General features: G+C 63.3%; 27 protein-coding genes. 17 read left to right on the top strand and 10 right to left on the bottom strand.

Annotation, left to right across the window (positions count from 1 at the left end):
* Window positions 1–5 precede the first annotated feature (5 nt).
* The 4 genes from trpB (at window position 6) to CWE01_RS07885 (ending at window position 3,087) form a co-directional block, all read left to right on the top strand.
* A complete protein-coding gene (gene trpB / locus CWE01_RS07900) occupies window positions 6–1,226 on the top strand; it encodes a tryptophan synthase subunit beta (protein ID WP_100939965.1) in 1,221 nt (406 codons plus the stop codon).
* Window positions 1,226–2,032: a tryptophan synthase subunit alpha gene (gene trpA / locus CWE01_RS07895; protein WP_100939964.1), complete on the top strand. Its 807-nt coding sequence runs from the start codon at window positions 1,226–1,228 to the stop codon at window positions 2,030–2,032. The genes trpB and trpA overlap by 1 nt, the downstream gene beginning before the upstream one ends.
* Before the next feature lie 190 nt (window positions 2,033–2,222).
* Window positions 2,223–2,513 (top strand): hypothetical protein, encoded by a 291-nt coding sequence (locus CWE01_RS07890; RefSeq protein WP_100939963.1) that lies wholly within the window; start codon window positions 2,223–2,225, stop codon window positions 2,511–2,513.
* A gap of 142 nt (window positions 2,514–2,655) precedes the next feature.
* Window positions 2,656–3,087 carry an anti-virulence regulator CigR family protein gene (locus tag CWE01_RS07885; RefSeq protein ID WP_100939962.1) on the top strand — a complete coding sequence of 144 codons (432 nt, stop codon included), beginning with the start codon at window positions 2,656–2,658 and terminating at the stop codon, window positions 3,085–3,087.
* Between the two features lie 12 nt (window positions 3,088–3,099).
* Here the strand turns inward: CWE01_RS07885 and CWE01_RS07880 are convergent, their stop codons facing one another.
* Window positions 3,100–3,429, bottom strand: coding sequence for a DOPA 4,5-dioxygenase family protein (locus tag CWE01_RS07880; RefSeq protein WP_100939961.1), 330 nt, complete (start codon window positions 3,427–3,429; stop codon window positions 3,100–3,102).
* A gap of 35 nt (window positions 3,430–3,464) precedes the next feature.
* Entirely contained in the window at window positions 3,465–4,415 is a 951-nt protein-coding gene (locus tag CWE01_RS07875; RefSeq protein WP_100939960.1) for a LysR family transcriptional regulator, read from the bottom strand.
* A 114-nt stretch (window positions 4,416–4,529) separates the two neighbouring features.
* On the opposite strand from CWE01_RS07875, the gene betC reads away from it, so the two are divergent.
* The 3 genes from betC to CWE01_RS07860 all read left to right on the top strand — a co-directional run bounded on the left by betC (window position 4,530) and on the right by CWE01_RS07860 (window position 8,728).
* Window positions 4,530–6,044: a choline-sulfatase gene (betC, locus tag CWE01_RS07870; protein ID WP_100939959.1), complete on the top strand. Its 1,515-nt coding sequence runs from the start codon at window positions 4,530–4,532 to the stop codon at window positions 6,042–6,044.
* A gap of 19 nt (window positions 6,045–6,063) precedes the next feature.
* Entirely contained in the window at window positions 6,064–6,984 is a 921-nt protein-coding gene (choX, locus tag CWE01_RS07865) for a choline ABC transporter substrate-binding protein (RefSeq protein ID WP_100939958.1), read from the top strand.
* Between the two features lie 175 nt (window positions 6,985–7,159).
* Entirely contained in the window at window positions 7,160–8,728 is a 1,569-nt protein-coding gene (locus tag CWE01_RS07860) for a SulP family inorganic anion transporter (protein WP_100939957.1), read from the top strand.
* A gap of 6 nt (window positions 8,729–8,734) precedes the next feature.
* Here the strand turns inward: CWE01_RS07860 and aroE are convergent, their stop codons facing one another.
* The gene (gene aroE / locus CWE01_RS07855) at window positions 8,735–9,556 is read right to left on the bottom strand and encodes a shikimate dehydrogenase (protein ID WP_100939956.1); all 822 of its coding nucleotides are present in this window, start codon (window positions 9,554–9,556) and stop codon (window positions 8,735–8,737) included.
* On the bottom strand, window positions 9,556–10,476 hold the full coding sequence (gene hemF / locus CWE01_RS07850) for an oxygen-dependent coproporphyrinogen oxidase (protein WP_100939955.1): 921 nt from the start codon (window positions 10,474–10,476) through the stop codon (window positions 9,556–9,558). The genes aroE and hemF overlap by 1 nt, the downstream gene beginning before the upstream one ends.
* A gap of 180 nt (window positions 10,477–10,656) precedes the next feature.
* Here hemF and CWE01_RS07845 point away from each other — a divergent pair, with 180 nt between their 5' ends.
* Window positions 10,657–11,634, top strand: coding sequence for a quinone oxidoreductase (locus tag CWE01_RS07845; protein ID WP_100939954.1), 978 nt, complete (start codon window positions 10,657–10,659; stop codon window positions 11,632–11,634).
* A 198-nt stretch (window positions 11,635–11,832) separates the two neighbouring features.
* Here the strand turns inward: CWE01_RS07845 and CWE01_RS07840 are convergent, their stop codons facing one another.
* The 3 genes from CWE01_RS07840 to CWE01_RS07830 form a co-directional block, all read right to left on the bottom strand.
* Window positions 11,833–12,390 carry an L-threonylcarbamoyladenylate synthase gene (locus CWE01_RS07840; protein WP_100939953.1) on the bottom strand — a complete coding sequence of 186 codons (558 nt, stop codon included), beginning with the start codon at window positions 12,388–12,390 and terminating at the stop codon, window positions 11,833–11,835.
* 47 nt (window positions 12,391–12,437) lie between these two features.
* Entirely contained in the window at window positions 12,438–13,538 is a 1,101-nt protein-coding gene (gene dprA, locus CWE01_RS07835; protein WP_100939952.1) for a DNA-processing protein DprA, read from the bottom strand.
* Window positions 13,539–13,651: 113 nt separating this feature from the next.
* A complete protein-coding gene (locus CWE01_RS07830) occupies window positions 13,652–14,674 on the bottom strand; it encodes a LysM peptidoglycan-binding domain-containing protein (RefSeq protein WP_100939951.1) in 1,023 nt (340 codons plus the stop codon).
* 152 nt (window positions 14,675–14,826) lie between these two features.
* Here CWE01_RS07830 and def point away from each other — a divergent pair, with 152 nt between their 5' ends.
* From def to CWE01_RS07805, 5 genes are read left to right on the top strand one after another with little or no spacing between them, the layout of a single operon-like run.
* A complete protein-coding gene (gene def / locus CWE01_RS07825; RefSeq protein ID WP_100939950.1) occupies window positions 14,827–15,333 on the top strand; it encodes a peptide deformylase in 507 nt (168 codons plus the stop codon).
* A 57-nt stretch (window positions 15,334–15,390) separates the two neighbouring features.
* On the top strand, window positions 15,391–16,335 hold the full coding sequence (gene fmt / locus CWE01_RS07820) for a methionyl-tRNA formyltransferase (RefSeq protein WP_100939949.1): 945 nt from the start codon (window positions 15,391–15,393) through the stop codon (window positions 16,333–16,335).
* A complete protein-coding gene (gene rsmB / locus CWE01_RS07815) occupies window positions 16,332–17,642 on the top strand; it encodes a 16S rRNA (cytosine(967)-C(5))-methyltransferase RsmB (protein ID WP_100939948.1) in 1,311 nt (436 codons plus the stop codon). The genes fmt and rsmB overlap by 4 nt, the downstream gene beginning before the upstream one ends.
* Window positions 17,643–17,664: 22 nt before the next feature.
* Window positions 17,665–19,038, top strand: a complete 1,374-nt coding sequence (trkA, locus tag CWE01_RS07810) for a Trk system potassium transporter TrkA (RefSeq protein WP_100939947.1) — start codon at window positions 17,665–17,667, stop codon at window positions 19,036–19,038.
* Window positions 19,039–19,057: 19 nt separating this feature from the next.
* A complete protein-coding gene (locus tag CWE01_RS07805) occupies window positions 19,058–19,381 on the top strand; it encodes a tetratricopeptide repeat protein (RefSeq protein WP_100939946.1) in 324 nt (107 codons plus the stop codon).
* Here the strand turns inward: CWE01_RS07805 and CWE01_RS07800 are convergent.
* The 3 genes from CWE01_RS07800 to CWE01_RS07790 form a co-directional block, all read right to left on the bottom strand.
* The gene (locus CWE01_RS07800; RefSeq protein ID WP_100939945.1) at window positions 19,368–19,613 is read right to left on the bottom strand and encodes a PilZ domain-containing protein; all 246 of its coding nucleotides are present in this window, start codon (window positions 19,611–19,613) and stop codon (window positions 19,368–19,370) included. The two genes, CWE01_RS07805 and CWE01_RS07800, sit on opposite strands and share 14 nt — an antisense overlap.
* Window positions 19,614–19,690: 77 nt before the next feature.
* Complete coding sequence (locus CWE01_RS07795) at window positions 19,691–20,578, bottom strand: lysophospholipid acyltransferase (RefSeq protein ID WP_100939944.1); 888 nt, start codon at window positions 20,576–20,578, stop codon at window positions 19,691–19,693.
* A 38-nt stretch (window positions 20,579–20,616) separates the two neighbouring features.
* Window positions 20,617–21,180 carry a DNA-3-methyladenine glycosylase I gene (locus tag CWE01_RS07790; RefSeq protein WP_100939943.1) on the bottom strand — a complete coding sequence of 188 codons (564 nt, stop codon included), beginning with the start codon at window positions 21,178–21,180 and terminating at the stop codon, window positions 20,617–20,619.
* A gap of 81 nt (window positions 21,181–21,261) precedes the next feature.
* On the opposite strand from CWE01_RS07790, the gene glyQ reads away from it, so the two are divergent.
* Genes glyQ through CWE01_RS07770 form a run of 4 tightly spaced genes read left to right on the top strand, consistent with a single transcriptional unit; the run spans window position 21,262 to window position 25,661 of the window.
* Entirely contained in the window at window positions 21,262–22,215 is a 954-nt protein-coding gene (glyQ, locus tag CWE01_RS07785) for a glycine--tRNA ligase subunit alpha (protein WP_053253611.1), read from the top strand.
* The gene (glyS, locus tag CWE01_RS07780; RefSeq protein ID WP_100939942.1) at window positions 22,212–24,266 is read left to right on the top strand and encodes a glycine--tRNA ligase subunit beta; all 2,055 of its coding nucleotides are present in this window, start codon (window positions 22,212–22,214) and stop codon (window positions 24,264–24,266) included. The genes glyQ and glyS overlap by 4 nt, the downstream gene beginning before the upstream one ends.
* Before the next feature lie 9 nt (window positions 24,267–24,275).
* The gene (gmhB, locus tag CWE01_RS07775; RefSeq protein ID WP_100939941.1) at window positions 24,276–24,809 is read left to right on the top strand and encodes a D-glycero-beta-D-manno-heptose 1,7-bisphosphate 7-phosphatase; all 534 of its coding nucleotides are present in this window, start codon (window positions 24,276–24,278) and stop codon (window positions 24,807–24,809) included.
* A 57-nt stretch (window positions 24,810–24,866) separates the two neighbouring features.
* Window positions 24,867–25,661, top strand: a complete 795-nt coding sequence (locus tag CWE01_RS07770; RefSeq protein WP_177103967.1) for a 1-acyl-sn-glycerol-3-phosphate acyltransferase — start codon at window positions 24,867–24,869, stop codon at window positions 25,659–25,661.
* The last annotated feature ends 106 nt before the right edge of the window (window positions 25,662–25,767 follow it).

Here is a 25,767-nt window from a genome sequence, read left to right as displayed (position 1 = left end):
CTCCCATGACCCAGTCCAACCTGCGCAACGGCCCCGACGCCAACGGCCTGTTCGGCGCATTCGGCGGCCGCTACGTGGCCGAAACCCTGATGCCGCTGATCCTCGACCTGAACCGCGAATACGAAGCCGCCAAGATCGATCCTGCGTTCATCGAGGAACTGGCCTACTTCCAGCGCGACTACGTCGGTCGTCCGAGCCCGCTGTATTTCGCCGAGCGCCTGACCGAACACTGTGGCGGCGCGAAGATCTACCTCAAGCGCGAAGAGCTGAACCACACCGGCGCCCACAAGATCAACAACTGCATCGGCCAGATCCTGCTGGCGCGGCGCATGGGCAAGAAACGCATCATCGCCGAGACCGGCGCCGGCATGCACGGCGTGGCCACCGCCACCGTCGCCGCGCGCTTTGGCCTCGACTGCGTGATCTACATGGGCACCACCGATATCGAGCGCCAGCAGGCCAACGTGTTCCGCATGAAACTGCTGGGCGCCGAAGTGATCCCGGTGGTCGCCGGCACCGGCACCCTGAAGGACGCGATGAACGAAGCCTTGCGCGACTGGGTGACCAACGTCGACAGCACCTTCTACCTGATCGGCACCGTCGCCGGCCCGCACCCGTACCCGGCCATGGTCCGCGACTTCCAGGCGGTGATCGGCAAGGAAACCCGCGACCAGTTGCAAGCCCAGGAAGGGCGCCTGCCCGACAGCCTGGTGGCGTGCATCGGTGGCGGCTCCAACGCCATGGGCCTGTTCCACCCGTTCCTTGATGACACCAGCGTCGAAATCATCGGCGTCGAAGCCGCCGGCCACGGTATCGAGACCGGCAAGCACGCCGCCAGCCTGAACGGCGGCGTCCCGGGCGTACTGCACGGCAACCGGACCTTCCTGCTGCAGGACGACGATGGCCAGATCATCGACGCCCACTCGATTTCCGCCGGCCTCGACTACCCCGGCATCGGCCCGGAACACGCCTGGTTGCACGATATCGGTCGAGTCCAGTACACCTCGATCACCGATCACGAAGCCCTGGCCGCGTTCCACCAGTGCTGCCGTCTCGAAGGCATTATCCCGGCCCTGGAAAGTGCCCATGCCCTGGCCGAAGTGTTCAAGCGTGCACCGACCCTGCCCAAGGATCACCTGATGGTGGTCAACCTGTCCGGTCGCGGCGACAAGGACATGCAAACCGTCATGCACCACATGCAACAGTCCCAGCAGGAGAAACACTGATGAGCCGCCTGCAAACCCGCTTTGCCGAGCTGAAAGAACAGAACCGCGCCGCCCTGGTGACCTTTGTCACCGCTGGCGACCCGGGTTATGACACTTCCCTGGCGATCCTCAAGGGCCTGCCCAAGGCCGGGGCCGATGTGATCGAGCTGGGCATGCCCTTCACCGATCCGATGGCCGACGGCCCGGCGATCCAGCTGGCGAACATCCGCGCCCTGGCCGCCAAGCAGAACCTGGCGAAAACCCTGCAGATGGTTCGCGAGTTCCGCGCCGAAAACAACCACACCCCGCTGGTGCTGATGGGTTACTTCAACCCGATCCACCACTACGGCGTGCCGCGTTTTATCGCCGATGCCAAGGCCGCCGGTGTCGACGGCCTGATCGTGGTCGACCTGCCGCCGGAACATAACGGCGAGCTGTGCGACCCGGCCCAGGCCGCCGGCCTGGACTTTATCCGCCTGACCACACCGACCACCGACGACGTCCGTCTGCCCACCGTGCTCAACGGCAGCTCCGGCTTCGTCTACTACGTGTCGGTGGCCGGCGTGACCGGTGCCGGCTCGGCGACCCTGGAACACGTCGAAGAGGCGGTGGCCCGCCTGCGTCGCCACACCGACCTGCCGATCAGCATCGGTTTCGGTATCCGCACACCGGAGCAGGCCGCGGCCATCGCCCGGCTGGCGGACGGCGTGGTGGTCGGCTCGGCGCTGATCGATCACATCGCCAACGCCAGCAGCGATGAGCAGGCCATCGATGGCGTACTGAGCCTGTGCGCGGCCCTCGCCGAAGGCGTACGTACCGCACGCTGAGCCAGGCGGCACGACACAGAGGGATCCACGGCCAACGCCTTGGGTCCCTTTTTCATGGGCGCGAGCCTGAGCGTTTATTGACAGAACTGCGCTGTCAAAGGAGTAATCATTACATGCTCTTTCCGGGACAGTCCGGCAAGAGACGGCCGCGCAGGAGCGCCGGATCGTTACCTAAAAAATGGATGCCCCTATGACACTCGCTATCGCCTGCACCTTCCTCGATCACCTCTGCGTCACCGAAACCCCTCGCCCGGCACGACTCAGGTCGATCACTTCGCTTCCACGCCAAACTCCACCACCGCGACAAAACCTGTCCAGCCTGTTCGCGTTCGAGGCCCTCGTGCCCAGCGCCACGAACCTGGCCCCCGATCCCCGTGCCCAGGCAAGAATAACGGGCGAACCGGCGAACGACGCCTTCTTGCGCGAGCACCTCGAAACCCTGCGGCACGGCCTGAACGAACAACATGATCGCTGGCGATAACGCCGACGCCGACCCAAGGTAAAGTTCCTGATACAAAGGAATCTAAACGCCACCATGCGGACTAACAAAGTATGACCCGGGGGTTTGAAGCCAACGCTTCGCCCCTTTCGCTGTATTGCCTGTGTGGTGAGGAATGCCCCCGATGAAAATGCCCAAACGCCTGATGGCCGGTCTTGGCCTGCTGGTACTCAGTGCCAGCCCCCTGCTGCATGCCGAGGACCAGATACGCGGCGAAGACCATGATCGCGGTGGCTACGACCAGCGGGGCGGTCCGGAGAAAGGGCCGGATCCGCGCAATATGCACCGTCCGCCCCAGGACTTCGGTCCGATCCGGCAGATCATTCATGATGACCACGAACATTTCAGCCGCGGCGCGCCACCACCACCGGGCTACCATCTGGTGCGCGGCCAACCGCTGCCACGCGGCTACGAAGGCGAACGCCTGGACGAGCGGGCACTGTCCCGCCTGCCGGTGTATGAGGGTTACGAATGGCGCCGCATGGGCAGTGACGTGGTCCTGATCGCCATCGGCACCGGGGTCGTCTACGAGATTCTCGACGGTGTGCTGAACTGACCGTTTGAGGCGCTAGGAAAAGATCGACAGATCCAATGGCCTGACCGCACCCATCCAGATCGCATGATCGCGATGGTCGGCCAGGTCATCGTCGGTCAGGGGATGAATGAACACCACCAGGCCCTTGCGGTTCAGCGCCAGCCACGGCAAGACCACGCCGATATATTGCGCTTCGAACGCCAGTTGGCAGCTCCAGTCCGGATGCGGTCCCACCGGGCGCTGGTGCACCCGTCCCATCTTCAGGGGAAAGGTCGTCGCCGCCAGTTCACACAGCTCACGGGCCTGCTCCAGGGTCGAAGCATCGAAATAGATGTGGGCGTGATAACCCTTGATACGTTGCATGCCGCTCTCGTTCAGCATCGGTTAATGGGCTAACGCTACACCGCAATCGAGGGCAAGCCCAGCCCTACCAGTGATTGCGCACTGTCGGCCTGCTCGGCCATCAACCAGTCGAAGAAACGCTGGATCAGCGCGCCACGCCGTTTACGCTGAGGCAAGACCACGTAATAGCCAAAGGTGGAAATCGCCGTCTGGCTGATCGGCCGGCACAGCAAACCCTGCTCCAACAGATTATCCACCAGGTGCCGCCAGCCGATGGCCACGCCCTGGCCGCCGATCGCCGCCTGGATCAGCAAGGTGTAGTTGTCGAAGCGCAATTGCCCCGGCGCCGGTGCAGCGGTCAACCCCAGTTCGCGAAAAACCCCGCTCCAGTCGAACCAGTGGCTGCTGTTTTCGCCCTTGAGGTGCAGCAGGGGAAACTCCAGCAAGGCTTCGGTGGGCAACGGCAACTCGCGGCCCTTGAGCAATTGCGGGCTGCACACCGGAAACACTTCCTCGCTGAACAGCCAATGGCTCTCGCCCTGCTTGAAACGGCCCTTGCCGAACAACACCGCCACATCGATATCGGTGCGCAACATGTTGTGGCTACGCTCACTGGTCACCAGGCTGACATCGACCTGCGGATTGGCCGCATGGAAGCGATGCAGGCGCGGCATCAGCCAATAGGCGGCAAAGGCAAAGTCGGTGGCGACCTGCAGCACCTCATGCTGACGCTGGGCGGTGACCGCGCTCAAGCCACTGTCGATGCTCTGCAAGCCGGCCTGCACCTGCTCGAACAGGATCGAGCCGGCTTCGGTCAACTCGATGCCCCGGTAGATACGGTCGAACAGGCGGGTGGTCAGTTGGTCTTCCAGGCGCTTGATCTGCTGGCTGATGGCCGGCTGGGTAGTGCCCAGTTCCACTGCCGCGGCGGTAAAGCTGTGGTGACGGGCCGCCGCTTCGAAGGCCCGGAGCAGATCGAGGGACAGGTCACCCAGCGCTTCATACATAAGCTGTACTTATCCTAGTCATTGTTGGGCAAGGGCTTTACCACAGATTCCGTGGGCCACATGCTGGATCGAAGCACTATCGCATAACAATTCACTATGGAATGCCGCGATTACATGAAGCGCAAGAACATTCTCTTCATCATGGCCGATCAAATGGCCGCGCCCCTGTTGCCGCTCTACGGCGCATCGCCCATCAAGCTTCCGAACCTGAGCCGCCTGGCTGCCGAAGGCGTGGTCTTCGATGCCGCCTACTGCAACAGCCCGCTCTGCGCGCCTTCACGTTTTACCCTGGTCAGCGGCCAACTGCCGAGCAAGATCGGCGCCTACGACAACGCCGCCGATTTCCCCGCCGACGTACCGACCTATGCCCACTATCTACGGCGCCTCGGTTATCGCACCGCGCTGTCGGGCAAGATGCACTTCTGCGGGCCGGACCAACTGCATGGTTACGAAGAACGCCTGACCAGCGATATCTACCCGGCGGACTACGGCTGGGCGGTGAACTGGGACGAGCCCGATGTGCGGCCCAGCTGGTACCACAACATGTCTTCGGTGCTGCAGGCCGGTCCCTGCGTGCGCACCAACCAGCTGGATTTCGATGAAGAGGTGGTCTTCAAGGCGCAGCAATACCTGTTCGACCATGTGCGCGAAGACGGCAACCAGCCGTTCTGCCTGACCGTGTCCATGACCCACCCCCACGATCCCTACACCATTCCCAAGGCGTTCTGGGACCTGTATCGCGACGAAGATATTCCGTTGCCGCAGACCCCGGCCCAGGACAGCCTCGATCCGCACTCCCAGCGTTTACTCAAGGTCTACGACCTGTGGGACAAGCCGCTGCCTGTGGACAAGATCCGCGACGCCCGCCGCGCCTACTTCGGTGCGTGCAGCTATATCGACAGCAACGTCGGCAAACTCCTGCAAACCCTGGAGGAAACCGGGCTGGCCGATGACACGCTGATCGTGTTCTCCGGCGACCATGGCGACATGCTCGGCGAGCGCGGCCTCTGGTACAAAATGCACTGGTTCGAAATGTCCGCGCGGGTGCCGCTGCTGATCAGCGCCCCGGGGCAGTTCGCCGCCGGACGCGTCAGTGCCGCCGTCTCCACCGCCGACCTGTTGCCGACCCTGGTGGAACTGGCCGGCGGCACGCTGCACGGCGAGCTGCCGCTGGACGGCCGCTCGCTGGTCCCGCACCTGAAGGGCGAGGGCGGCCACGACGAAGTGTTCGGCGAATACATGGCCGAAGGCACCATCAGCCCGCTGATGATGATTCGTCGCGGCGCCTACAAATTCATCTACAGCGAAGACGACCCTTGTCTGCTCTTCGATATCCACAACGACCCACGCGAGGCAGAAGAACTCAGCCAATCAGCGCAGCACCAAGCACTCTTCAACGACTTCCTGGCCGAAGCCCGGGCGAAATGGAACATCCCGGCGATCCACCAACAGGTGCTCGCCAGTCAACGGCGCCGGCGTTTCGTCGCCGCCGCCTTGAGCCAAGGCAAGCTGAAGAGCTGGGATCACCAGCCACTGGTGGACGCCAGTCAGCAATACATGCGCAACCATATCGACCTCGACGATCTGGAACGCAAAGCGCGTTATCCACAACCCTGCCAAAACCAATAACGAACGTAAGGGGAAGGCGATGAAGAAGTTATCCACAGCACTGACGGTAGGCCTCCTGGCCATGAGCAGCCTGAGTGCCTATGCCGAGCAGAGCTGCGACACGGTGAAAATGGCCGATCCGGGCTGGAGCGATATTGCCGCGACCAACGCCATCACCAGCTTGCTGCTGGACGGCCTGGGCTACAAGGCCAAGGTCGACACCCTGGCGGTGCCGATCACCTATGGCGGTCTCAAGGACGGCCAGGTGGACGTGTTCCTCGGCAACTGGATGCCGGCGCAACAGGGTTTCTATGACAAGTTCGTGGTCAACGGCGATGTCACGCAACTGGCGAAGAACCTCGACGGCACCGAATTCACCCTGGCGGTCCCGGATTATGTCTGGGACGCGGGTGTGCATAACTTTGCCGACCTGAACAAGTTCGCCGACAAGTTCGACAAGAAGCTCTATGGTATCGGCTCCGGGGCCCCGGCCAATGCCTCGCTGGCGGAGATCATCAAGAAGAACCAGTTCGACCTCGGCCAGTGGAAACTGGTGGAGTCCAGCGAACAGGCGATGCTGGCCGAAGTGGCGCGTTCGGTGAAGAAGCAGAAGTTCGTGGTCTTCCTCGGCTGGACCCCGCACCCGATGAACGTGCAGATGAAGATGCACTATCTGAAGGGCGGCGAGCAGTACTTCGGTGATACCGGCAGCGTCTATACCGTGACCCGCAAGGGTTATGCACAGGCTTGCCCGAACGTTGGCAAATTGCTGAGCAACCTGAGCTTCACCCAGGACATGGAAAACAGCATCATGGCCGAGGTGGCGAACAAGAAGCTGAGCAATGCCGATGCGGCCAAGGCCTGGATCAAGGCCAATCCGGCGGTGCTGGACAAGTGGCTGGATGGGGTCAAGACCGTGGATGGCCAGGATGGGTTGTCGGCGGTGAAGGCCAAGCTCTAAAGGCCAACACACACTCCGACGTATAGGAGCCGGCTTGCTGGCGATGGACCAGACAGTCGATGCAAGGCTTACGGGCCTCTTCGCTGGCAAGCCGGCTCCTACAGGTCGGTGTTTCACCGCGAAAATCTCAGATATACCCCTCACCCTGACACCGCCTCATCCGACCGAGAGACCCATGGGCTGGACCAACCGCCACAAACTCCTGCCATTTCTCAGCTGGTTGCCCCGGCAAACCCGCGCCAGCGTCAGTCGTGACCTGATCGTCGGCCTGAGCGGCGCCATCCTGGCCTTGCCGCAATCGGTCGCCTACGCGCTGATCGCCGGCCTGCCGCCCGAATACGGCCTTTACGCCGCCATCGTCCCGGTGCTGATCGCCTGTCTCTGGGGCTCATCCTGGCACCTGATCTGCGGGCCCACGGCCGCCATCTCGATTGTCCTGTTCGCCAGTGTCAGCCCCCTCGCGGTGCCCGGCAGCCAGGACTACGTGACCCTGATCCTGTTGCTGACCTGCATTGCCGGGATCTTCCAGTGGCTGCTCGGTATGCTGCGCTTCGGTGCCCTGGTGAATTTCGTCTCGCATTCGGTGGTGCTGGGTTTCACCCTGGGCGCCGCCGTGGTCATCGCCCTCGGGCAACTGCCGAACCTGCTGGGGCTCGATGTCCCCAACCAGGCGACGGCCCTGAACAGCCTGCTGCAACTGGGCCAGCACCTCGGCGAGCTGGACAAACCCTCGCTGCTGCTGGGTCTCGGGACCCTGATCCTCGGCTTCACCCTCAAATCCCTGCTGCCGCGCTGGCCGACCCTGCTGATTACCCTGGTCCTGGCCAGCACGCTGGTCTGGCTGTGCCCGGGCCTGTTCGGGCATGTGCAACGGGTCAAGGGTTTCATCGGCCGGTTGCCGCCGTTCAGCGCCTTGCCGCTGGACCTGGAAACCATCCTGCGCCTGCTGCCCAGCGCCGTCGCGGTGGGCATGCTCGGGCTGGTCACCAGCCTGTCGATTGCTCGCTCGTTGTCCGCCCGTTCGCAGCAATTGCTCGATGCCAACCAGGAAGTCCGCGCCCAGGGCCTGTCGAATATCGTCGGCAGCCTGTTTTCCGGCTACCTGTCAGCGGGCTCGTTCACCCGCGCCGCGCTGAGTTACGAGGCCGGGGCCTGCTCACCGCTGGCCGGGGTATTTTCCGCGCTCTGGGTGGCGCTGTTTGCCGTGACCGGCTCGGCGCTGATCGCGCATATCCCGATTCCGGCGATGGCCGGCAGTATCCTGCTGATCAGTTGGGGGTTGGTGGATCGGCGGGGCATCCGGGCGCTGTTCCGGGTCAGTCACGCCGAGTTCGCGGTGATGGCCCTGACCTGCGTGGCGACGTTGCTGCTGGAGTTGCAGACGGCGATTTACGCCGGGGTGCTGGCCTCGCTGTTTTTCTACCTCAAGCGCACCTCGCAGCCACGGGTGCAGCATTGGCGCGATGGCGATGAGGACGTGTTGCGGGTCGGTGGGTCGATCTTTTTCGGCGCCAGCCATTACCTGCAAGTGCAGTTGCAACGGTTGCACGGGGTGAAGGTGGTGATCGAGGCGCAGCAGATCAACTTTATCGATTATTCGGGGGTCGAGATGCTGCACCAGGAGGCCCGGCGCCTGATAAGGGAAGGCCGCAGCCTGACCCTGAGACGGGCGCGAGCACCGGTGGTGGAGGAGTTGGTCAAGCTGGAGGGTGTGGATAAGTGCCCGATCCTGTTTGAGGATTGACCGCCCCTACAGCGCCAACAAACGCCGCAACTCCGCCAGCACCGGCGCCGTATCCGGGCGTACGCCGCGCCACAGCAGGAAAGCTTCCGCCGCCTGCTCGGCCAGCATGCCCAGGCCATCCATCGACACCGCCGCACCATGCTCACTCGCCCAGCGACAGAACGCCGTCGGCTCCTTGCTGTACATCATGTCGTAGCAGAAGGTCTTGCCGGGCTCGATCAGGCTCGGCGCAATCGGCGGCACATCCCCCGACAGGCTCGCCGAAGTGGCGTTGATTATCAGGTCCACCGGCTCGCGCAACCAGTCAAACCCACTGGCGGACACCGGCCCCAGGTCGGCGAACAGTTCGGCCAGCAACTCGGCCTTCTCGACGGTCCGATTGGCAATGATCACCGAAGCCGGCTGCTCCGCCAGCAACGGCTCCAGCGCCCCACGTACCGCACCACCGGCACCCAGCAGCAGAATGCGCTTGCCCTTCAGGCCAAACCCGGCATTCACCGTCAGATCGCGCACCAGCCCGGCGCCGTCGGTGTTATCACCCAACAAACTGCCGTCAGCCAGCTTGCTCAAGGTATTCACCGCCCCGGCCCGCTGTGCCCGTGCCGTCAGGCTGTTGGCCAGGCGATAGGCCTCTTCCTTGAACGGCACCGTCACATTGGCCCCGCGCCCTGCCTGGAAAAACGCCCGGACACAGCCGGAAAAATCCTCAAGGGGCGCCAGCAAGGTGCTGTAGTCCAACTGCTGGGCGGTCTGCTCGGCGAACAGACGGTGAATCAACGGCGACTTGCTGTGGCCGATGGGATTGCCGAAGACGACATAACGATCCATCAGACAGCGCCCTCCGCCAGCCAGTCGCGGTCCTGCAGGAAGTATTCGGTCAGGCGCGCCTCTTCACTGCCCGGCTCGGCCTTCCAGTCGTAGCCCCAGCGTACTTGCGGCGGCAACGACATCAGGATCGATTCGGTACGACCGCCCGATTGCAGGCCGAACAACGTGCCGCGGTCGTACACCAGGTTGAACTCCACGTAACGACCGCGGCGGAACTCCTGGAACTCGCGCTGCTGTTCGGTCCAGGCCTGGGCCTTGCGCCGCTGCACGATCGGCAGGTAGGCCTCGATATAAGCGTCGCCGATCGCCCGCATGAAGGCGAAGCTGGTGTCGAAGTCCCACTCGTTCAGGTCATCGAAGAACAGGCCGCCGATACCGCGCGGCTCGTTGCGGTGCTTGATATGGAAATAGCTGTCGCACCAGGCCTTGTAGCGCGAGTAGACCTCGGCGCCAAACGGCGCACAGGCGCGCTCGGCCACCCGGTGCCAGTGCACGCAGTCTTCTTCGTTGCCGTAGTAGGGCGTCAGGTCGAACCCGCCGCCGAACCACCAGACCGGCTCCTCGCCTTCCTTCTCGGCGATGAAAAACCGCACATTGGCGTGGGACGTCGGCACATGGGGGTTGTGCGGGTGAATCACCAGGGACACGCCCAGGGCCTCGAAGCCACGCCCGGCCAGTTCCGGCCGATGGGCGCTGGCCGACGGCGGCAGGCCGTTGCCGAAGACATGGGAGAAGTTCACGCCGCCTTTCTCGATGACCTGGCCGTTGCCGATCACCCGGGTCCGACCGCCGCCACCGGCGGGACGGGTCCAGGCGTCTTCGACGAAACGCGCGCCACCGTCTTCGGCCTCCAGGGCGGCACAGATACGGTCTTGCAGGTCGAGCAGATAGGCTTTCACGGCCTCGGTGCGGGTAGTCATGGCATCACCTTGAATCGGGCAAAGCTACTCGGCACAGCGGACGGCCGGTAGCAAAGAGGCGCGTAGCATAGCACCGCGTTTATGCTCGTCGCTGTTGACGAAGATCAAACGAAGGAGTCCGATAGGACCCCTGCATCGCGCTGCACGGCGCCCCTTTGTGAAATGTCCAAGGAGAGAAAGATGGCCAAACGTATCCTGTTTCGCGCCCATGGCGGCCCGGAAGTCCTTGAGTATGTCGACTACACCCCCGCCGAGCCGGGCCCGCAGCAGGTGCGGGTACGCAACCACGCCATCGGCCTGAACTTCATCGACACCTATCTGCGCAGCGGGCTGTATGCACCACCGGCCATGCCGTCGGGCCTGGGGGCCGAGGGCGCGGGCGTGGTCGAGGCAGTCGGCAGCGAGGTCAGCCAGTTCAAGGTTGGTGATCGCGTGGCCTACGGCAGCGGTCCGCTGGGCGCCTACAGCGAAGTGCATGTGCTGCCGGCGGCCAACCTGGTGCATCTGCCGGAAGGCATCAGCTTCGAACAGGCGGCCGCGGTGATGCTCAAGGGCCTGACAGTGCAGTACCTGTTGCGCCAGACCTATGAGTTGAAGGGCGGCGAAACCGTGCTGTTCCATGCGGCGGCGGGTGGTGTCGGCTTGCTTGCGTGCCAGTGGGCCAAGGCCCTGGGCGTGAAGCTGATCGGGACCGTCAGTTCGCCGGAAAAGGCCGCTTTGGCCAAGTCCCTGGGGGCCTGGGAAACCATCGACTACAGCCATGAAGATGTGGCCAAGCGGGTGCTGGAGCTGACCGATGGCAAGAAAGTGCCAGTGGTGTACGACGGCGTCGGCAAGGACACCTGGCTGACCTCGCTGGACAGCCTGGCGCCCCGTGGGCTGATGGTCAGCTTCGGCAATGCCTCGGGCGCGGTGGATGGGGTCAACCTGGGGATACTGGCGGCCAAGGGCTCGCTGTATGTGACCCGGCCAACGCTGGCGACCTACGCCAACAACGCGGAAAACCTGCAGATCATGGCGAAGGATCTGTTCGGGATGATCAGCAGCGGCAAGCTGAAGATCGAGATCGGCGCGCGGTATGGCCTGGCGGAAGCGGCCAAGGCCCAGACCGAACTGGCGGCGCGGCGGACTACCGGGTCGACGGTGTTGTTGCCTTAAGACTGGCGAACCTGGCCGCTGCTGCGCAGCGGTTCGCCAGCAAGCCGGCTCCTACAGTATTTGTGTCGTGGCACCTTTTTGTGATCGACACCGTCCTGTAGGAGCCGGCTTGCTGGCGATCAACGATAACGCCATCCCCCCTTGTGGGAGCGCTGCTTGTCGGGGCGCCGAACCGCCGCGAAGAAGTTCACACCGAGCCTACGCCGGGCGCACCACCTTGCCGGTCGCCAGGTCGCGAATCAGGCTCGGGTTCTTGCGCCCGCCCAGGTTACCGCCCAGCACCAGATCGATCTGCCCGCGGAAATACTGCTCCACGCGAAGTCGCGTGCGCGCCGCCGGCCGCCCCTGGGGATTGGCCGAGGTAGAAATCAGCGGCCCCACCAACGAGCACAGATCCCGCACCAACGGATGATCGCTGACCCGCAAGGCCACCGTGTCATGCACACCGGTGACCCACTCCGGCAACAGGTCCTGATGCGGCACCAACCAGGTATTGGGTCCCGGCCAGGTACTGGCCATGCGGTCGATCCAGTCTTCGGGAAAATCCTCGAAGAGAAAATCGAACTGGCGGATATTGTCGGCAATCAGGATCAGGCCCTTGTCCACCGAGCGATTCTTGATCGCCAGCAAACGATCCACCGCCTCTTCGTTCCAGGGATCGCAACCCAAACCCCAGACCGCCTCGGTTGGGTAGGCAATCACCGCCCCTGCGCGAATTTCTCGTGCGGCTTCTTGCACACGCCAACTCTTGACCATTGCTCGTTCTCCGGATTCAAAGCTGCTCGCAGTTTACTCAGGTAAACCTACCTCGCGCGAGCTAACCAGCGTCCGTTTTCATTGGCAACCCGGCCTTCAAGCTCCAGTTCGGTCAGCGCCGCCAATACTCGCGGTAATGCCCAGCCACTGGCGTTGGCCAGGGCCTCGCTGCTCTGCGGTGCGGCATGCAACAAGCCTAGCAGCGGATGCTCGGGCGCAGCGGGGATTGCGCTGGCGGTCACCCGCTGCCAACCGCGCAGGGGTTCGAGGATATGTTCGACGGTTTCCACCAGTACCGCACCGTCGCGGATCAGCTGGTGACAGCCCTTGGCGCCGGGGTGATGGATGGAGCCGGGAATCGCATACACCTCGCGCCCCTGTTCCGCCGCCAGTCGCGCGGTGATCAGCGAGCCGCTGGCAATACTGGCCTCCACCACCAGCACGCCCAGGGACAAACCACTGATGATCCGATTGCGCCGGGGAAAATTGCTCGGATGCGGCGGCGCCTCCAGTGGCAACTCGGAAACCACGGCGCTGCCCTGGGCAATCATCGCCTCCGCCAGACGACGATGGCGCTGTGGATAAAGATTTTCCAGACCAGTACCGAGTACGCCGATCGTTCGCCCGCCAATGTCCAGGGCCGCCTGATGAGCCGCCCCGTCGATCCCCAGCGCCAGCCCGCTGGTGATGACAAAACCGGCTCCGGCCAGGCTCCGGGAAAACGCCGCCGCCGTGTCCATGCCCGGTTTGGAAGCACGTCGGCTGCCGACCAGCGCCAGCTGCGGTTGTTCCAGGAGGGCAGGGTCGCCGGCCACGAACAGCAGCGGCGGGGCGTCATCCAGTTCGGCGAGAAGGGCGGGGTAATCGGTCTGGTCCCACATCACCAAATGGCAAGCCGGGCGCTCTAGCCAGCGCAATCCAGCGCTGGCTGCATCCCGCACTTCAGGGCTGCGACGCGCCTCGGCACAGGCCGTCGGCAACCCCAGCGCGCGCCAGGCAGCGGCCGGTGCACCGAGAGCCGCCGAGGCCGAACCGAAGGCGTCGATCAGGGTTCGAAAGCGCCGTGGACCGAGTTCCGGCAGACGGTGCAAACGCAGGCGGGCTTCCAGCTCCGCCGGGGACAGGGAGGTACAGTTGGACAGCGACATCGGATCATCCTTGATCTGTGGCGGTCCTGGAACAGCAGGAACAAGCTGTGGATAACTCTGTGGGTAACCTGTTTAGCCTGCTAACGGAATCGGCCCCGCATTATCGTTCGGCGCTACGGGTTGCGCACCTTGTCCATGACTGTCAGGGACCGCGTGGCAGTGAGTACTAAACCATAGCTGAGCTTTTCGTAGGTGCGGAACACCATCAACAGGCCCGAACGTTCGTCGGGGACCTTCACCCGCTCTCCGCTGACCAGGTCGTGCACGGTCTCGCCGGTCTTCATCACCGCGAGAACGTTGCCTTCGACCAGACCATCGCGGCGCCCCTTGTCGATGGTGACCACGTCCATGACACCGATCTGTGTAACACCCCGTGGCACATCTATGATCGTGCCGCGGATTTGCGCTTGCGGCGCACTGGGCATGAACGTCGAATTGACCGGACGCTCTTCGCTGACGAACAACCGGTCACCCAGGCGAACTTCCTGGGTGGTGCGGCGCAGGTTCAACGTGCCGACATCGCCTTCGGTCGCCACCAACTCGCCTGTACCGACGTCATCGGCGTTGATCCCGAGGAATTCCTTGGTCTGCGCGTCGGTATAGACCTTGCCCTGGCGGAACAGGCCATACACCGAATGCGCCGGGTCGAACACGCCACGGGCGTAGATCCGGTCGCCCATGCCGCTGAGCACCCGCTCATTGTTGCCGGCCAGGATATACGGGGCTTTCTGGAAGTCGGCGGGGCTGTCGACAATGCGGTTGCTCAACAGGAACGCATTGATCTTTTCCAGCGGAATGCTCGGAATCGCCTCGGCCACCGGCGAGCGGCGCACCTGCGGCGATAACTTCACGGTGCCCCGCGACACGCCGCGATCCACCACCAGCCGCGGCTGGCCGTCGACGAACTGCAGCGTCAGGGTATCGCCGGGGTAGATCAGGTCCGGATTGGCCACCTGGGGGTTCGCGTGCCAGATCTCCGGCCACTTCCACGGTTCGCTGAGAAACTTGCCGGAAATGTCCCAAAGTGTGTCACCGCGCACCACCGTATAGCGCTGTGGATAACCGTCCTTGAGTTGCACTTGCGCCTGCACGACGCCGGTAACAGCCAGCAACAGGGCGAGTAGTGTTTTCCTCATGCAGTGAATCCCTTTATTATGTGCCTTCGCGTGAAACGCCAGAGCCCCCGCGGCTCGCTCCCAAGGAGAACGTTTTACAACGGTAGCCGATCCCACCGGGACATTTCGGCAACCGTCTCTGACTTTACCTCACAAGTGCAGCAAATACGCCTATGGCCATTTTAAACATCCTCGAATTTCCAGACCCGCGCCTGCGCACCATCGCCAAACCCGTGGCCGTGGTGGACGACCAGGTGCGGCAGCTGATCGACGACATGTTTGAAACAATGTATGAAGCCCCGGGCATCGGCCTGGCGGCGACCCAGGTCAATGTGCACCAGCGCATCGTGGTCATGGACCTGAGTGAAGATCGTAGCGAGCCCCGGGTGTTCATCAACCCCGAGTTCGAAACCCTGACCGCGGACGTGGACCAGTACCAGGAAGGCTGCCTGTCGGTGCCGGGTTTCTACGAGAACGTCGACCGCCCGACAAAACTGCGGGTCAAGGCCCTGGACCGCGACGGAAAACCGTTCGAACTGGAGGCCGAGGGCCTGCTGGCGGTGTGCATCCAGCATGAATGCGATCACCTGAACGGCAAACTGTTCGTCGATTACCTGTCTACGCTCAAGCGCGACCGGATCAAGAAGAAACTGGAAAAGCTGCATCGCCAGAACGCCTGATCCCTTCATTCCAAAGGCTTGCTGCGGCAAGCCTTTTCTTTTTAAGCGAGTCCCTTCATGACTGAGCCACTGCGCATCGTCTTCGCCGGCACCCCCGAATTCGCCGCCGAACACCTCAAGGCCCTGCTCGACAGCCCTTACGAGATCGTCGCGGTCTACACCCAGCCGGATCGTCCGGCGGGCCGTGGGCAGAAGCTGATGCCAAGCCCGGTCAAGCAGCTCGCGCTGGAGCACGACATCGTCGTCCTGCAGCCGCCGACCCTGCGCAACGCCGAGGCCCAGGCCGAACTGGCGGCGCTCAAGCCGGATCTGCTGGTGGTGGTCGCCTATGGCCTGATCCTGCCGCAAGTGGTGCTGGATATCCCGCGCCTGGGCTGCATCAACAGCCACGCCTCGCTGCTACCGCGCTGGCGCGGCGCCGCGCCGATCCAGCGCGCCGTGGAAGCCGGCGATAGCGAAAGCGGCGTGACCGTGATGCGCATGGAAGCCGGGCTCGACACCGGGCCGATGCTGCTCAAGAGCGTCACCCCGATCAGCGCCGAAGACACCGGCGGCACCTTGCACGACCGCCTCGCCGAACTCGGCCCTCCCGCCGTGCTGCAGGCCATCGCCGGTCTCGCCGCCGGGACCCTGGACGGCGAAATCCAGGACGACAGCCTCGCCACCTACGCCCACAAGCTGAACAAGGACGAGGCGCGCATCGACTGGAACCGTCCGGCGATTGAACTGGAGCGGCAGATTCGCGCCTTCAACCCCTGGCCGATCAGCCACAGCACCCTCGACGGCGAAGCCCTGAAAGTCCTCGCCGCCAGCGCGGCCGAAGGCAAGGGCGCGCCGGGTGAAATCCTCGCCGCCAGCAAGGACGGCCTGATCGTCGCCACCGGCGCCGGCGCCCTGTGCCTGACCCGCCTGCAACTGCCCGGCGGCAAGGCGCTGAACTTCAGCGACCTGTTCAACAGCCGCCGCGAGAAATTCGCCCTCGGTACGGTGCTCGGCCAATGAACCCGCGTCTGGCCGCCGCCAAGGCACTGACTGCCGTTCTCAATGGCAAGGCTTCGCTCAACAGCTCGCTGCCGCTGCAACTGGACAAGGTCGAGGCCCGTGATCGCGGCCTGACCCAGGACCTGGCGTTCGGCACCGCGCGCTGGCAGCCACGCCTTTCGGCACTGGCGGCCAAGCTGCTGCAAAAACCCTTCAAGGCCGCCGATACCGACGTCGAAGCCTTGCTGCTGGTCGGCCTCTATCAACTGCTCTACACCCGCGTGCCGGCCCATGCCGCCATCGGCGAGACCGTCGGTTGCGCCGACAAGCTGAAAAAGCCCTGGGCCAAGGCCTTGATCAATGCCGTGCTGCGCCGCGCGCAACGGGAAAGCGAGGCGCTGCTGGCCGAACTGGAACACGACCCGGTGGTGCGCACCGCACATCCGCGCTGGCTGCAGAAATCCCTCAAGGCCTTCTGGCCGGAACAGTGGGAAGCCATCTGCGCGGCGAACAATGCCCATCCGCCGATGATCCTGCGGGTCAATCGCCGCCATCACACTCGCGATGCCTACCTCAAGCTGCTGGGCGATGCCGGGGTCAAGGCACAGGCCTGCGTCTACAGCCCGGATGGCATCGTGCTGGAAGAAGCCTGTGATGTGCGCAACCTGCCCGGCTTCAATGAAGGCTGGATCAGTGTCCAGGACGAGGCCGCGCAACTGGCCGCCGACCTGCTCGACCTGGCTCCCGGCCAACGGGTGCTCGACGCCTGCTGCGCCCCTGGCGGCAAGACCTGCCATATCCTCGAAGTCCAGCCGCAACTGGCCGGGGTGGTCGCCGTCGACCTCGAAGCCAAACGTCTGGTGCGAGTGCGCGAAAACCTCGAGCGCCTCGGCCTGGACGCCGAACTGATCGCCGCCGATGGCCGCGATGTCGCGACCTGGTGGGACGGCAAGCCGTTCCAGCGCATCCTGCTGGACGCCCCTTGCTCGGCCACCGGCGTGATTCGCCGCCATCCCGACATCAAGCTGACCCGCCAACCCGACGACATCGCCGCCCTGGCCGCCCTGCAAGGCGAGCTGCTGGACGCGATGTGGACGACCCTGGAAGTCGGCGGCATCCTGCTTTACGCCACCTGCTCGACCCTGCCGACCGAGAACACCGAAGTGATCGAGGCCTTCCTCGCCCGCACCTCCGGTGCCCGCGAACTGGATATCGCCGGGGACTTCGGCCTCAAGCAGCCCCACGGCCGCCAACTACTGGCCCAGCAAGGCGGACACGACGGTTTCTACTACGCCAAGCTGATCAAGATCGCCGCCGCGCGCGGCTGAGCCGGGACAACGGAGCGACCCGATGAAAATCATCATCCTCGGTGCCGGCCAGGTCGGTGGCACCCTGGCCGAGCACCTGGCCAGCGAAGCCAACGACATCACCGTTGTCGACACCGACGGCGAGCGCCTGCGCGACCTCGGCGACCGCCTGGACATCCGCACCGTGCAAGGCCGCGCTTCGTTTCCGACGATCCTGCGCCAGGCCGGCGCGGATGACGCCGACATGCTGGTGGCGGTGACCAACAGCGACGAAACCAACATGGTCGCCTGCCAGGTCGCCCACACCCTGTTCCACACCCCGACCAAGATCGCCCGGGTGCGCGAGGCGGCCTACCTGACCCGCGCCGGGCTGTTCGACAACGACGCGATTCCGGTGGATGTGCTGATCAGCCCCGAGCAGGTGGTCACCCACTACATCAAGCGCCTGATCGAACACCCGGGGGCCTTGCAGGTGATCGACTTCGCCGAGGGCAAGGCCCAGTTGGTGGCGGTCAAGGCCTACTACGGCGGGCCGCTGGTGGGGCAGCAACTGCGCCAGCTACGCGAACGCATGCCCAATGTCGACACCCGGGTGGCAGCGATCTTCCGCCGCGACCGGCCGATCATGCCCCGTGGCGACACGGTGATCGAAGCCGACGACGAAGTGTTTTTCATTGCCGCCAAGGCCCATATCCGCGCAGTGATGGGCGAAATGCGCCGCCTCGACGAGAGCTACAAACGCATCGTCATTGCCGGCGGCGGACAGATCGGCGAACGGTTGGCCGAAGCCATCGAAAGCCGTTACCAGGTCAAGATCATCGAGAAAAACCCGGCACGTTGCCGCCACCTCTCGGACACCCTGGACAGCACCGTGGTGCTGCAAGGCAGCGCCTCGGATCGTGACCTGCTGCTGGAAGAGAACATTGCCGACACCGATGTGTTCCTCGCCCTGACCAACGACGATGAAGCCAACATCATGTCGTCGCTGCTGGCCAAGCGCCTCGGGGCGAAGAAGGTCATGACCCTGATCAACAACCCGGCCTATGTCGACCTGGTCCAGGGCGGCGAGATCGATATCGCCATCAGCCCGCAGTTGGCGACCATCGGTACCTTGCTGGCCCATGTACGGCGGGGCGATATCGTCAGTGTGCATTCACTCAGGCGCGGGGCGGCGGAAGCCATCGAGGCAATTGCCCATGGCGATTCGAAGTCGAGCAAGGTGGTGGGCCGGGCCATCGCCGATATTGCGTTACCACCGGGGGCGACCATCGGCGCGATCATTCGCGACGAAGAGGTGCTGATCGCCCACGATGCCACGGTGATCCAGGCGGGCGACCATGTGATTCTGTTCCTTGTGGATAAAAAGCAGATTCGCGATGTGGAAAAGTTGTTTCATGTTGGTCTGAGTTTCTTCTGACCCATACCGAGGGATCGCGATGCTCGAATCACTGGAAAAAATGCTCGCCAAGGGTGTGGATAACTCACTGCTGCGCTTCGGCCTCGGCAAGGGTTATCTCGATCTTGGGGAAAACGCCAAAGCGGCCGAACACCTGCAACGCTGCGTCGGCTTCGACCCGAAATACTCCGCCGCCTGGAAACTGCTGGGCAAGGCGCATCAGGCCGCGGGCGACAACGCTGCCGCCAAAGAGGCGTGGGAACAGGGACTGGAGGCCGCCCGTGCCCATGGCGACAAGCAGGCGGAAAAGGAAATGACGGTGTTTCTGAAAAAGCTGGAAAAAGCCGCGCTCAAAGATCAATAAAGCGCAGGCCGATGCCATCGGCGTCGACCCGGACCACTTCCATCCGAATCCGCGGCGCCACCGCCGGCAGACCCTGCACCTGGCCGTAGACCACCGCGCCGGTGGTCAGGCGCGACAAACTCGGGTGCGTCACATACACGCCCTTGCTGGACAGGTTGCGCGTGTGCCCCAGGCACTCGCCGATGCTGGGGTGCTGGATCTTGATACGTAGCGAATTCTTGTTATTGGACATCTGTTGCGTCCTTGTAAGGGTGCACCTGTGGATAAGTCAGCAGGCCGATTTTATCCACAGATCATGCCAATCTCGTCTCAGTACCAGCGTTTCTCACCCGCCGGACGTCTGCGGAAGCGCTTCATGCTCCACATGTACTGGTCCGGATAAGCCCGAACATAACGCGCCACCACCTGGCTCATGGCGGCCACGGAGGTCTCTGTATCGGTGCTGTACATGGCTTCGGGCGCGGCTTCGAGGATCACCTTGAAACCCGAACCGTCCGGCAGCCGCAGCGCATGCAGGAACACGCCCACCGCCTTGCCGCCGGCCAGCATATTGGGCACGAACTTGCTGGTCAGCGCCGTGGTGCCGAGAAAGGGGACGAATATCCCGGCGGATTCGGCCGGTTCCGGGTCAGCGGGAATGCCCACTGCACCACCTTTGCGCACTTCCTTGATGACGCTGAGGATACCTTCCTTGGTGGAAGCGGCCACCCGGTTGCCCAACTGCACCCGCTGCTTGCGCAACAGTTCGTCCACCGCCTTGAGCTTGGGCGGACGGTAGAAAATGATCGGTTTGCACTGGCTGCAATAGAAGTGATTGAGCACTTCCCAGTTGCCCAGGTGGCTGGTGATGCCGACCACGCCCTTGCCCGAGGCCAGGGCGTCCTTGAGGATGTCCAGGCCTTCGACTTCACGGACCCGCTCCATCGACCGATGGGCCGGCCAGATCCAGGCGCAGGCGCTTTCGGTAAAGGACTTGCCGATGCCCATCAGGCTGCGGCCGACCAGCTGCTCGCGGGCCACCGGGTCGAGTTCCGGGAAACATTTCGCCAGGTTGATCCGCACCACTTCGCGAGAGCGGTTGGGCAATTTCCACATCAGCCAGCCGATGGCCGCGCCCACCCGTTGCACCGCGCACCAGGGCAGCAGCGCAAACAACCGCAGCGCCCCCACCAGCATGGCGCCTTTAAACTTGTCCACAGGCCACTCCTGTCGTGATCGAGCTTGTTATCAGCCGGCTATTGTAACCGTGGTGCGGCCAATGTGGCGTAGCGATCACAATCGGTGGTGTGGTCCATGACCATGCCCGAGGCCTGCATCAAGGCGTAGCAGATGGTCGGGCCGACGAATTTGAAGCCCAGTTTCTTCAGTGCCTTGCTCATGGCCTCGGCCTCGGGCGTGACGGCCGGGACCTCGGCGCGCACTTTGAAATGATTGATCTTCTGCGCGCCGCCGACAAAGGACCAGAGCAGTGCCGCCGGGTCCTCCAGGCTCAGCCAGACCTGGGCATTGCGCCGCGCGGCATTGAGTTTCAGGCGATTGCGGATAATCCCGGGATCGAGCATCAGGTGCTCGATATCGGCATCGCTCATGGCCGCGACCTTGTGCACATCGAAACCGAACAGCACCTTCCGGTAGTGCTCGCGTTTCTTCAGGATGGTGATCCACGACAAACCGGCCTGGAACCCTTCGAGCAAAAGCAACTCGAACAGACGCTGCCCATCGCGCAGCGGCACGCCCCACTCCTGATCGTGATAGGCCATGTACAAAGGATCGTCGTTGCACCAAAAGCAGCGTGGCATAAGGCTCCAGGGGGCGTGCGCGTGGCCGAATCGGGTATACTCCCGCCTTTTGAATCGCAGCCCAAGTAACAGGTGAATTTCGTGAGCCAGCCTACGCCAGCCGTGCGTACCTTCCAAGACTTGATCCTCGCCCTCCAGCAATACTGGGCCGAGCAAGGTTGTGTGGTACTTCAGCCCTACGATATGGAAGTAGGCGCCGGCACCTTTCATACCGCCACGTTCCTGCGCGCCATCGGCCCGGAAACCTGGAACGCCGCCTACGTACAGCCCAGCCGCCGCCCGACTGACGGCCGCTACGGCGAAAACCCGAACCGCTTGCAGCACTACTACCAGTTCCAGGTGGTCCTGAAGCCGAACCCGGACAACTTCCAGGAGCTGTACCTGGGCTCGCTCAAGCACGTGGGCCTCGACCCGCTGGTGCACGACATCCGTTTCGTCGAGGACAACTGGGAATCGCCGACCCTCGGCGCCTGGGGCCTGGGCTGGGAAGTCTGGCTCAACGGCATGGAAGTCACCCAGTTCACCTACTTCCAGCAGGCCGGCGGCATCGAGTGCTACCCGGTCACCGGTGAGATCACCTACGGTCTGGAACGCCTGGCGATGTACCTGCAGGGCGTCGACTCGGTCTACGACCTGGTCTGGGCCGACGGTCCGTTCGGCAAGGTGACCTATGGCGACGTGTTCCACCAGAACGAAGTGGAGCAGTCGACCTACAACTTCGAACACGCCAATGTCGAGAAGCTGTTCGAACTGTTCGACTTCTATGAAAGCGAAGCCAAGCGCCTGATCGAACTGGACCAGCCGCTGCCGTTGCCGAGCTATGAAATGGTCCTCAAGGCCTCGCACACCTTCAACCTGCTGGATGCACGCCGGGCGATCTCGGTCACCGCACGTCAGCAGTACATCCTGCGGGTCCGTACCCTGGCCCGTTCCGTGGCCCAGGCCTACCTGATGGCCCGGGCCAAACTGGGCTTCCCGATGGCGACCCCGGATTTGCGTGACGAAGTGTTGGCTAAGTTGGAGGCAGCACAATGAGTGCTCAAGATTTTCTGGTTGAACTGGGCACGGAAGAGCTGCCACCCAAGGCCCTCAATACCCTGGCCGAGGCGTTTCTCGCCGGTATCGAAAAAGGCCTGCACAGCGCCGGCCTGAGCTTCGAAAGCAAACAGGTCTACGCCGCACCACGCCGTCTGGCGGTACTGCTGACCCAGCTGCAAACCCAGCAGCCGGATCGCAGCATCAACCTCGACGGTCCACCCCGCCAGGCCGCCTTCGACGCCGAAGGCAATCCGACCCAGGCCGCCCTGGGTTTCGCCAAGAAATGCGGCGTGGAACTGAGCGAGATCGACCAGAGCGGACCGAAACTGCGCTACACCCAGAGCATCCAGGGCAAGCCGACCAGCAGCCTGCTGCCGACCATCGTCGAGGATTCGCTGAACGACCTGCCGATTCCCAAGCGCATGCGCTGGGCCGCGCGCAAGGAAGAGTTCGTGCGTCCGACCCAGTGGCTGGTAATGCTCCTCGGTGACCAGGTCATCGACTGCACCATCCTCGCCCAGAAAGCCGGTCGCGACTCCCGTGGTCACCGCTTCCATCACCCGCAAAGCGTGCGCATCACCTCGCCGGCCAACTACCTGAGCGACCTGCGTGCCGCCTATGTACTGGCCGACGCCAGCGAGCGTCGCGAGCTGATCAGCCAACGCACCACCGAGTTGGCGACCCAGCAGGAAGGCACGGCGATCATGCCGGCGGACCTGCTCGACGAAGTCACCGCCCTGGTCGAATGGCCGGTGCCGCTGGTGTGCTCCTTCGAGGAACGTTTCCTCGACGTGCCCCAGGAAGCCCTGATCACCACCATGCAGGACAACCAGAAGTACTTCTGCCTGCTGGACGTCGATGGCAAGCTGCTGCCGCGCTTCATCACCGTCGCCAACATCGAGAGCAAGGACCCGCAACAGATCATCGCCGGTAACGAGAAAGTCGTTCGCCCGCGCCTGACCGACGCCGAGTTCTTCTTCAAGCAGGACAAGAAGCAGAAGCTCGAGCAGTTCAACCTGCGCCTGCAGAACGTGGTGTTCCAGGAAAAACTGGGCAGCGTCTACGACAAGGCCGAACGTGTTTCCAAGCTGGCCGCCTTCATTGCTCCACGCATCGGCGGCGACGCCCAGCGCGCGGCCCGTGCCGGCCTGCTGTCGAAGTGCGACCTGGCCACCGAAATGGTCGGCGAGTTCCCGGAGATGCAAGGTGTCGCCGGTTACTACTACGCCCTCAATGACGGCGAGCCGGAAGACGTGGCCCTGGCCCTGAACGAACAGTACATGCCGCGTGGTGCCGGCGCCGAACTGCCGGGTACCCTGACCGGTGCGGCGGTGGCGATTGCCGACAAGCTCGACACCCTGGTCGGCATCTTCGGCATCGGCATGCTGCCCACCGGCAGCAAGGACCCGTATGCCCTGCGTCGTGCCGCCCTCGGCGTGCTGCGCATCCTGATCGACAAGAAGCTGGACCTCGACCTGATCGAGACCGTCGAGTTCGCGGTCAAGGCCTTCGGTGCCCGGGTCAAGGCCGCCGGCCTGGCCGACCAGGTGCTGGAGTTCATCTTCGACCGCCTGCGTGCCCGTTATGAAGACGAAGGCGTGGACGTGGCGACCTACCTGTCGGTGCGTGCCCTCAAGCCGGGTTCGGCGCTGGACTTCGACCAACGCGTACAAGCCGTGCAGAAATTCCGCCAGTTGCCGGAAGCGGCTGCCCTGGCCGCGGTGAACAAGCGTGTGTCGAACCTGCTGAGCAAGGCCGAAGGCAGCATCCCGGGCACCGTGGAAGCCAAGTACTTCGACAACGCCAACGAGTTCTCGCTGTACTCGGCGATCCAGCAGGCGGACCAGGCGGTGCAGCCAATGGCCGCGGCGCGTCAGTACAATGAATCCCTGGCACGCCTGGCCGCCCTGCGCGAACCGGTAGACGCCTTCTTCGAAGCGGTGATGGTCAATGCCGAGGACGCCAACGTCCGCGCCAACCGTTATGCGCTGCTGGCGCGTCTGCGAGGCCTGTTCCTGGGTGTCGCCGATATTTCGCTGCTGGGCTGAGGGCGCGTCTTGAAGCTGCTGATTCTCGATCGGGACGGGGTGATCAACCAGGACTCCGACGCCTACATCAAGTCGGTGGAGGAATGGATTCCTCTCCCCGGCGCGATCGAAGCCATCGCGCAGTTGAGCAGGGCCGGCTGGACGGTGGCAGTAGCCACCAACCAGTCGGGCATTGCTCGCGGCTACTACGATATCGCTACCCTGGAAGCCATGCACGAGCGCCTGCGTTCGTTGGTGGCGCAACAGGGGGGTGAGCTCGGGCTGGTGGTGTATTGCCCGCACGGGCCGGATGAGGGCTGCGCCTGTCGCAAACCCAAGCCCGGCATGTTGCATGCCATCGCCGAGCATTACGGGGTGTCGTTGGCTAGGCTATGGTTTGTCGGCGACAGCCTCGGTGACTTGGAGGCGGCACGAGCCGTCGACTGTCAGCCTGTTTTGGTAAAAACCGGTAAAGGCGAAAAGACACTGGGTAAAACCCTGCCGGTGGGAACCCTGGTTTTTGACGATCTGGCGGCGGTTGCCGCAGAACTTATCCACAACTGAAGCACTTCTGACCTCCTGACCAAGGACTGCTCGGGAAGCGCTTTTTATAGGCGGGCAATGCCCGCAACGGTAAATGCCGCTATGTCGATCCTGCAGGCCATCAGAACCTTTTTCTTTTACCTGCTGCTGGGCACCAGTTCGCTGTTGTGGTGCTCCCTGAGCTTTTTTATCGCGCCGTTCCTGCCGTTCAAGGCACGTTATCGCTTTATCAATGTGTACTGGTGCCGTTGTGCCCTGTGGCTGACCAAGGTCTTCCTCGGCATCACGGTCGATATCCAGGGCGCGGAGAATGTGCCCGAGCGCCCTTGCGTGATTCTGTCGAATCACCAGAGCACCTGGGAAACCTTCTTCCTCTCGGCCTACTTCTCGCCGTTGAGCCAGGTGCTCAAGCGTGAGTTGCTGTATGTGCCGTTCTTCGGCTGGGCCATGGCCATGCTGCGGCCGATCGCCATCGACCGGGACAACCCGAAGGCGGCGCTCAAGCATGTGGCGAAGAAGGGCGACGAGTTGCTCAAGGACAATGTCTGGGTGCTGATCTTCCCGGAAGGCACCCGTGTGCCGTTCGGCACGGTCGGCAAGTTCTCCCGGGGCGGTACGGCACTGGCGGTGAACGCCGATCTGCCGGTACTGCCGATTGCCCACAACGCCGGCAAGTTCTGGCCGAAGACCGGCTGGCTGAAAAAACCCGGCACCATCACGGTGGTCATCGGTAAGCCGATGATGGCCGAGGGCAGCGGGCCACGGGCGATTGCCGAGCTCAATGACCGGGTCCAGGCCTGGAACGAACAAACCCAGCGGGACATGGGCTCATTGCCGCCAGCGCCTGCGGTAGAGACACCTGTCGCCATTTGATGGGACTGTGGATAACTTGTGCACAAGATTTTGATTTCTTTCAGAAATACGATGTAAGCACATGATTTTATTGCTTATTTCTCTGTATGACTTTCCACCCTAAATC

It is taken from the genome of Pseudomonas sp. QS1027 (assembly GCF_002814235.1).
Taxonomy (GTDB): Bacteria; Pseudomonadota; Gammaproteobacteria; order Pseudomonadales; family Pseudomonadaceae; genus Aquipseudomonas.
This window is presented reverse-complemented; position numbering and strand designations above follow the sequence as displayed.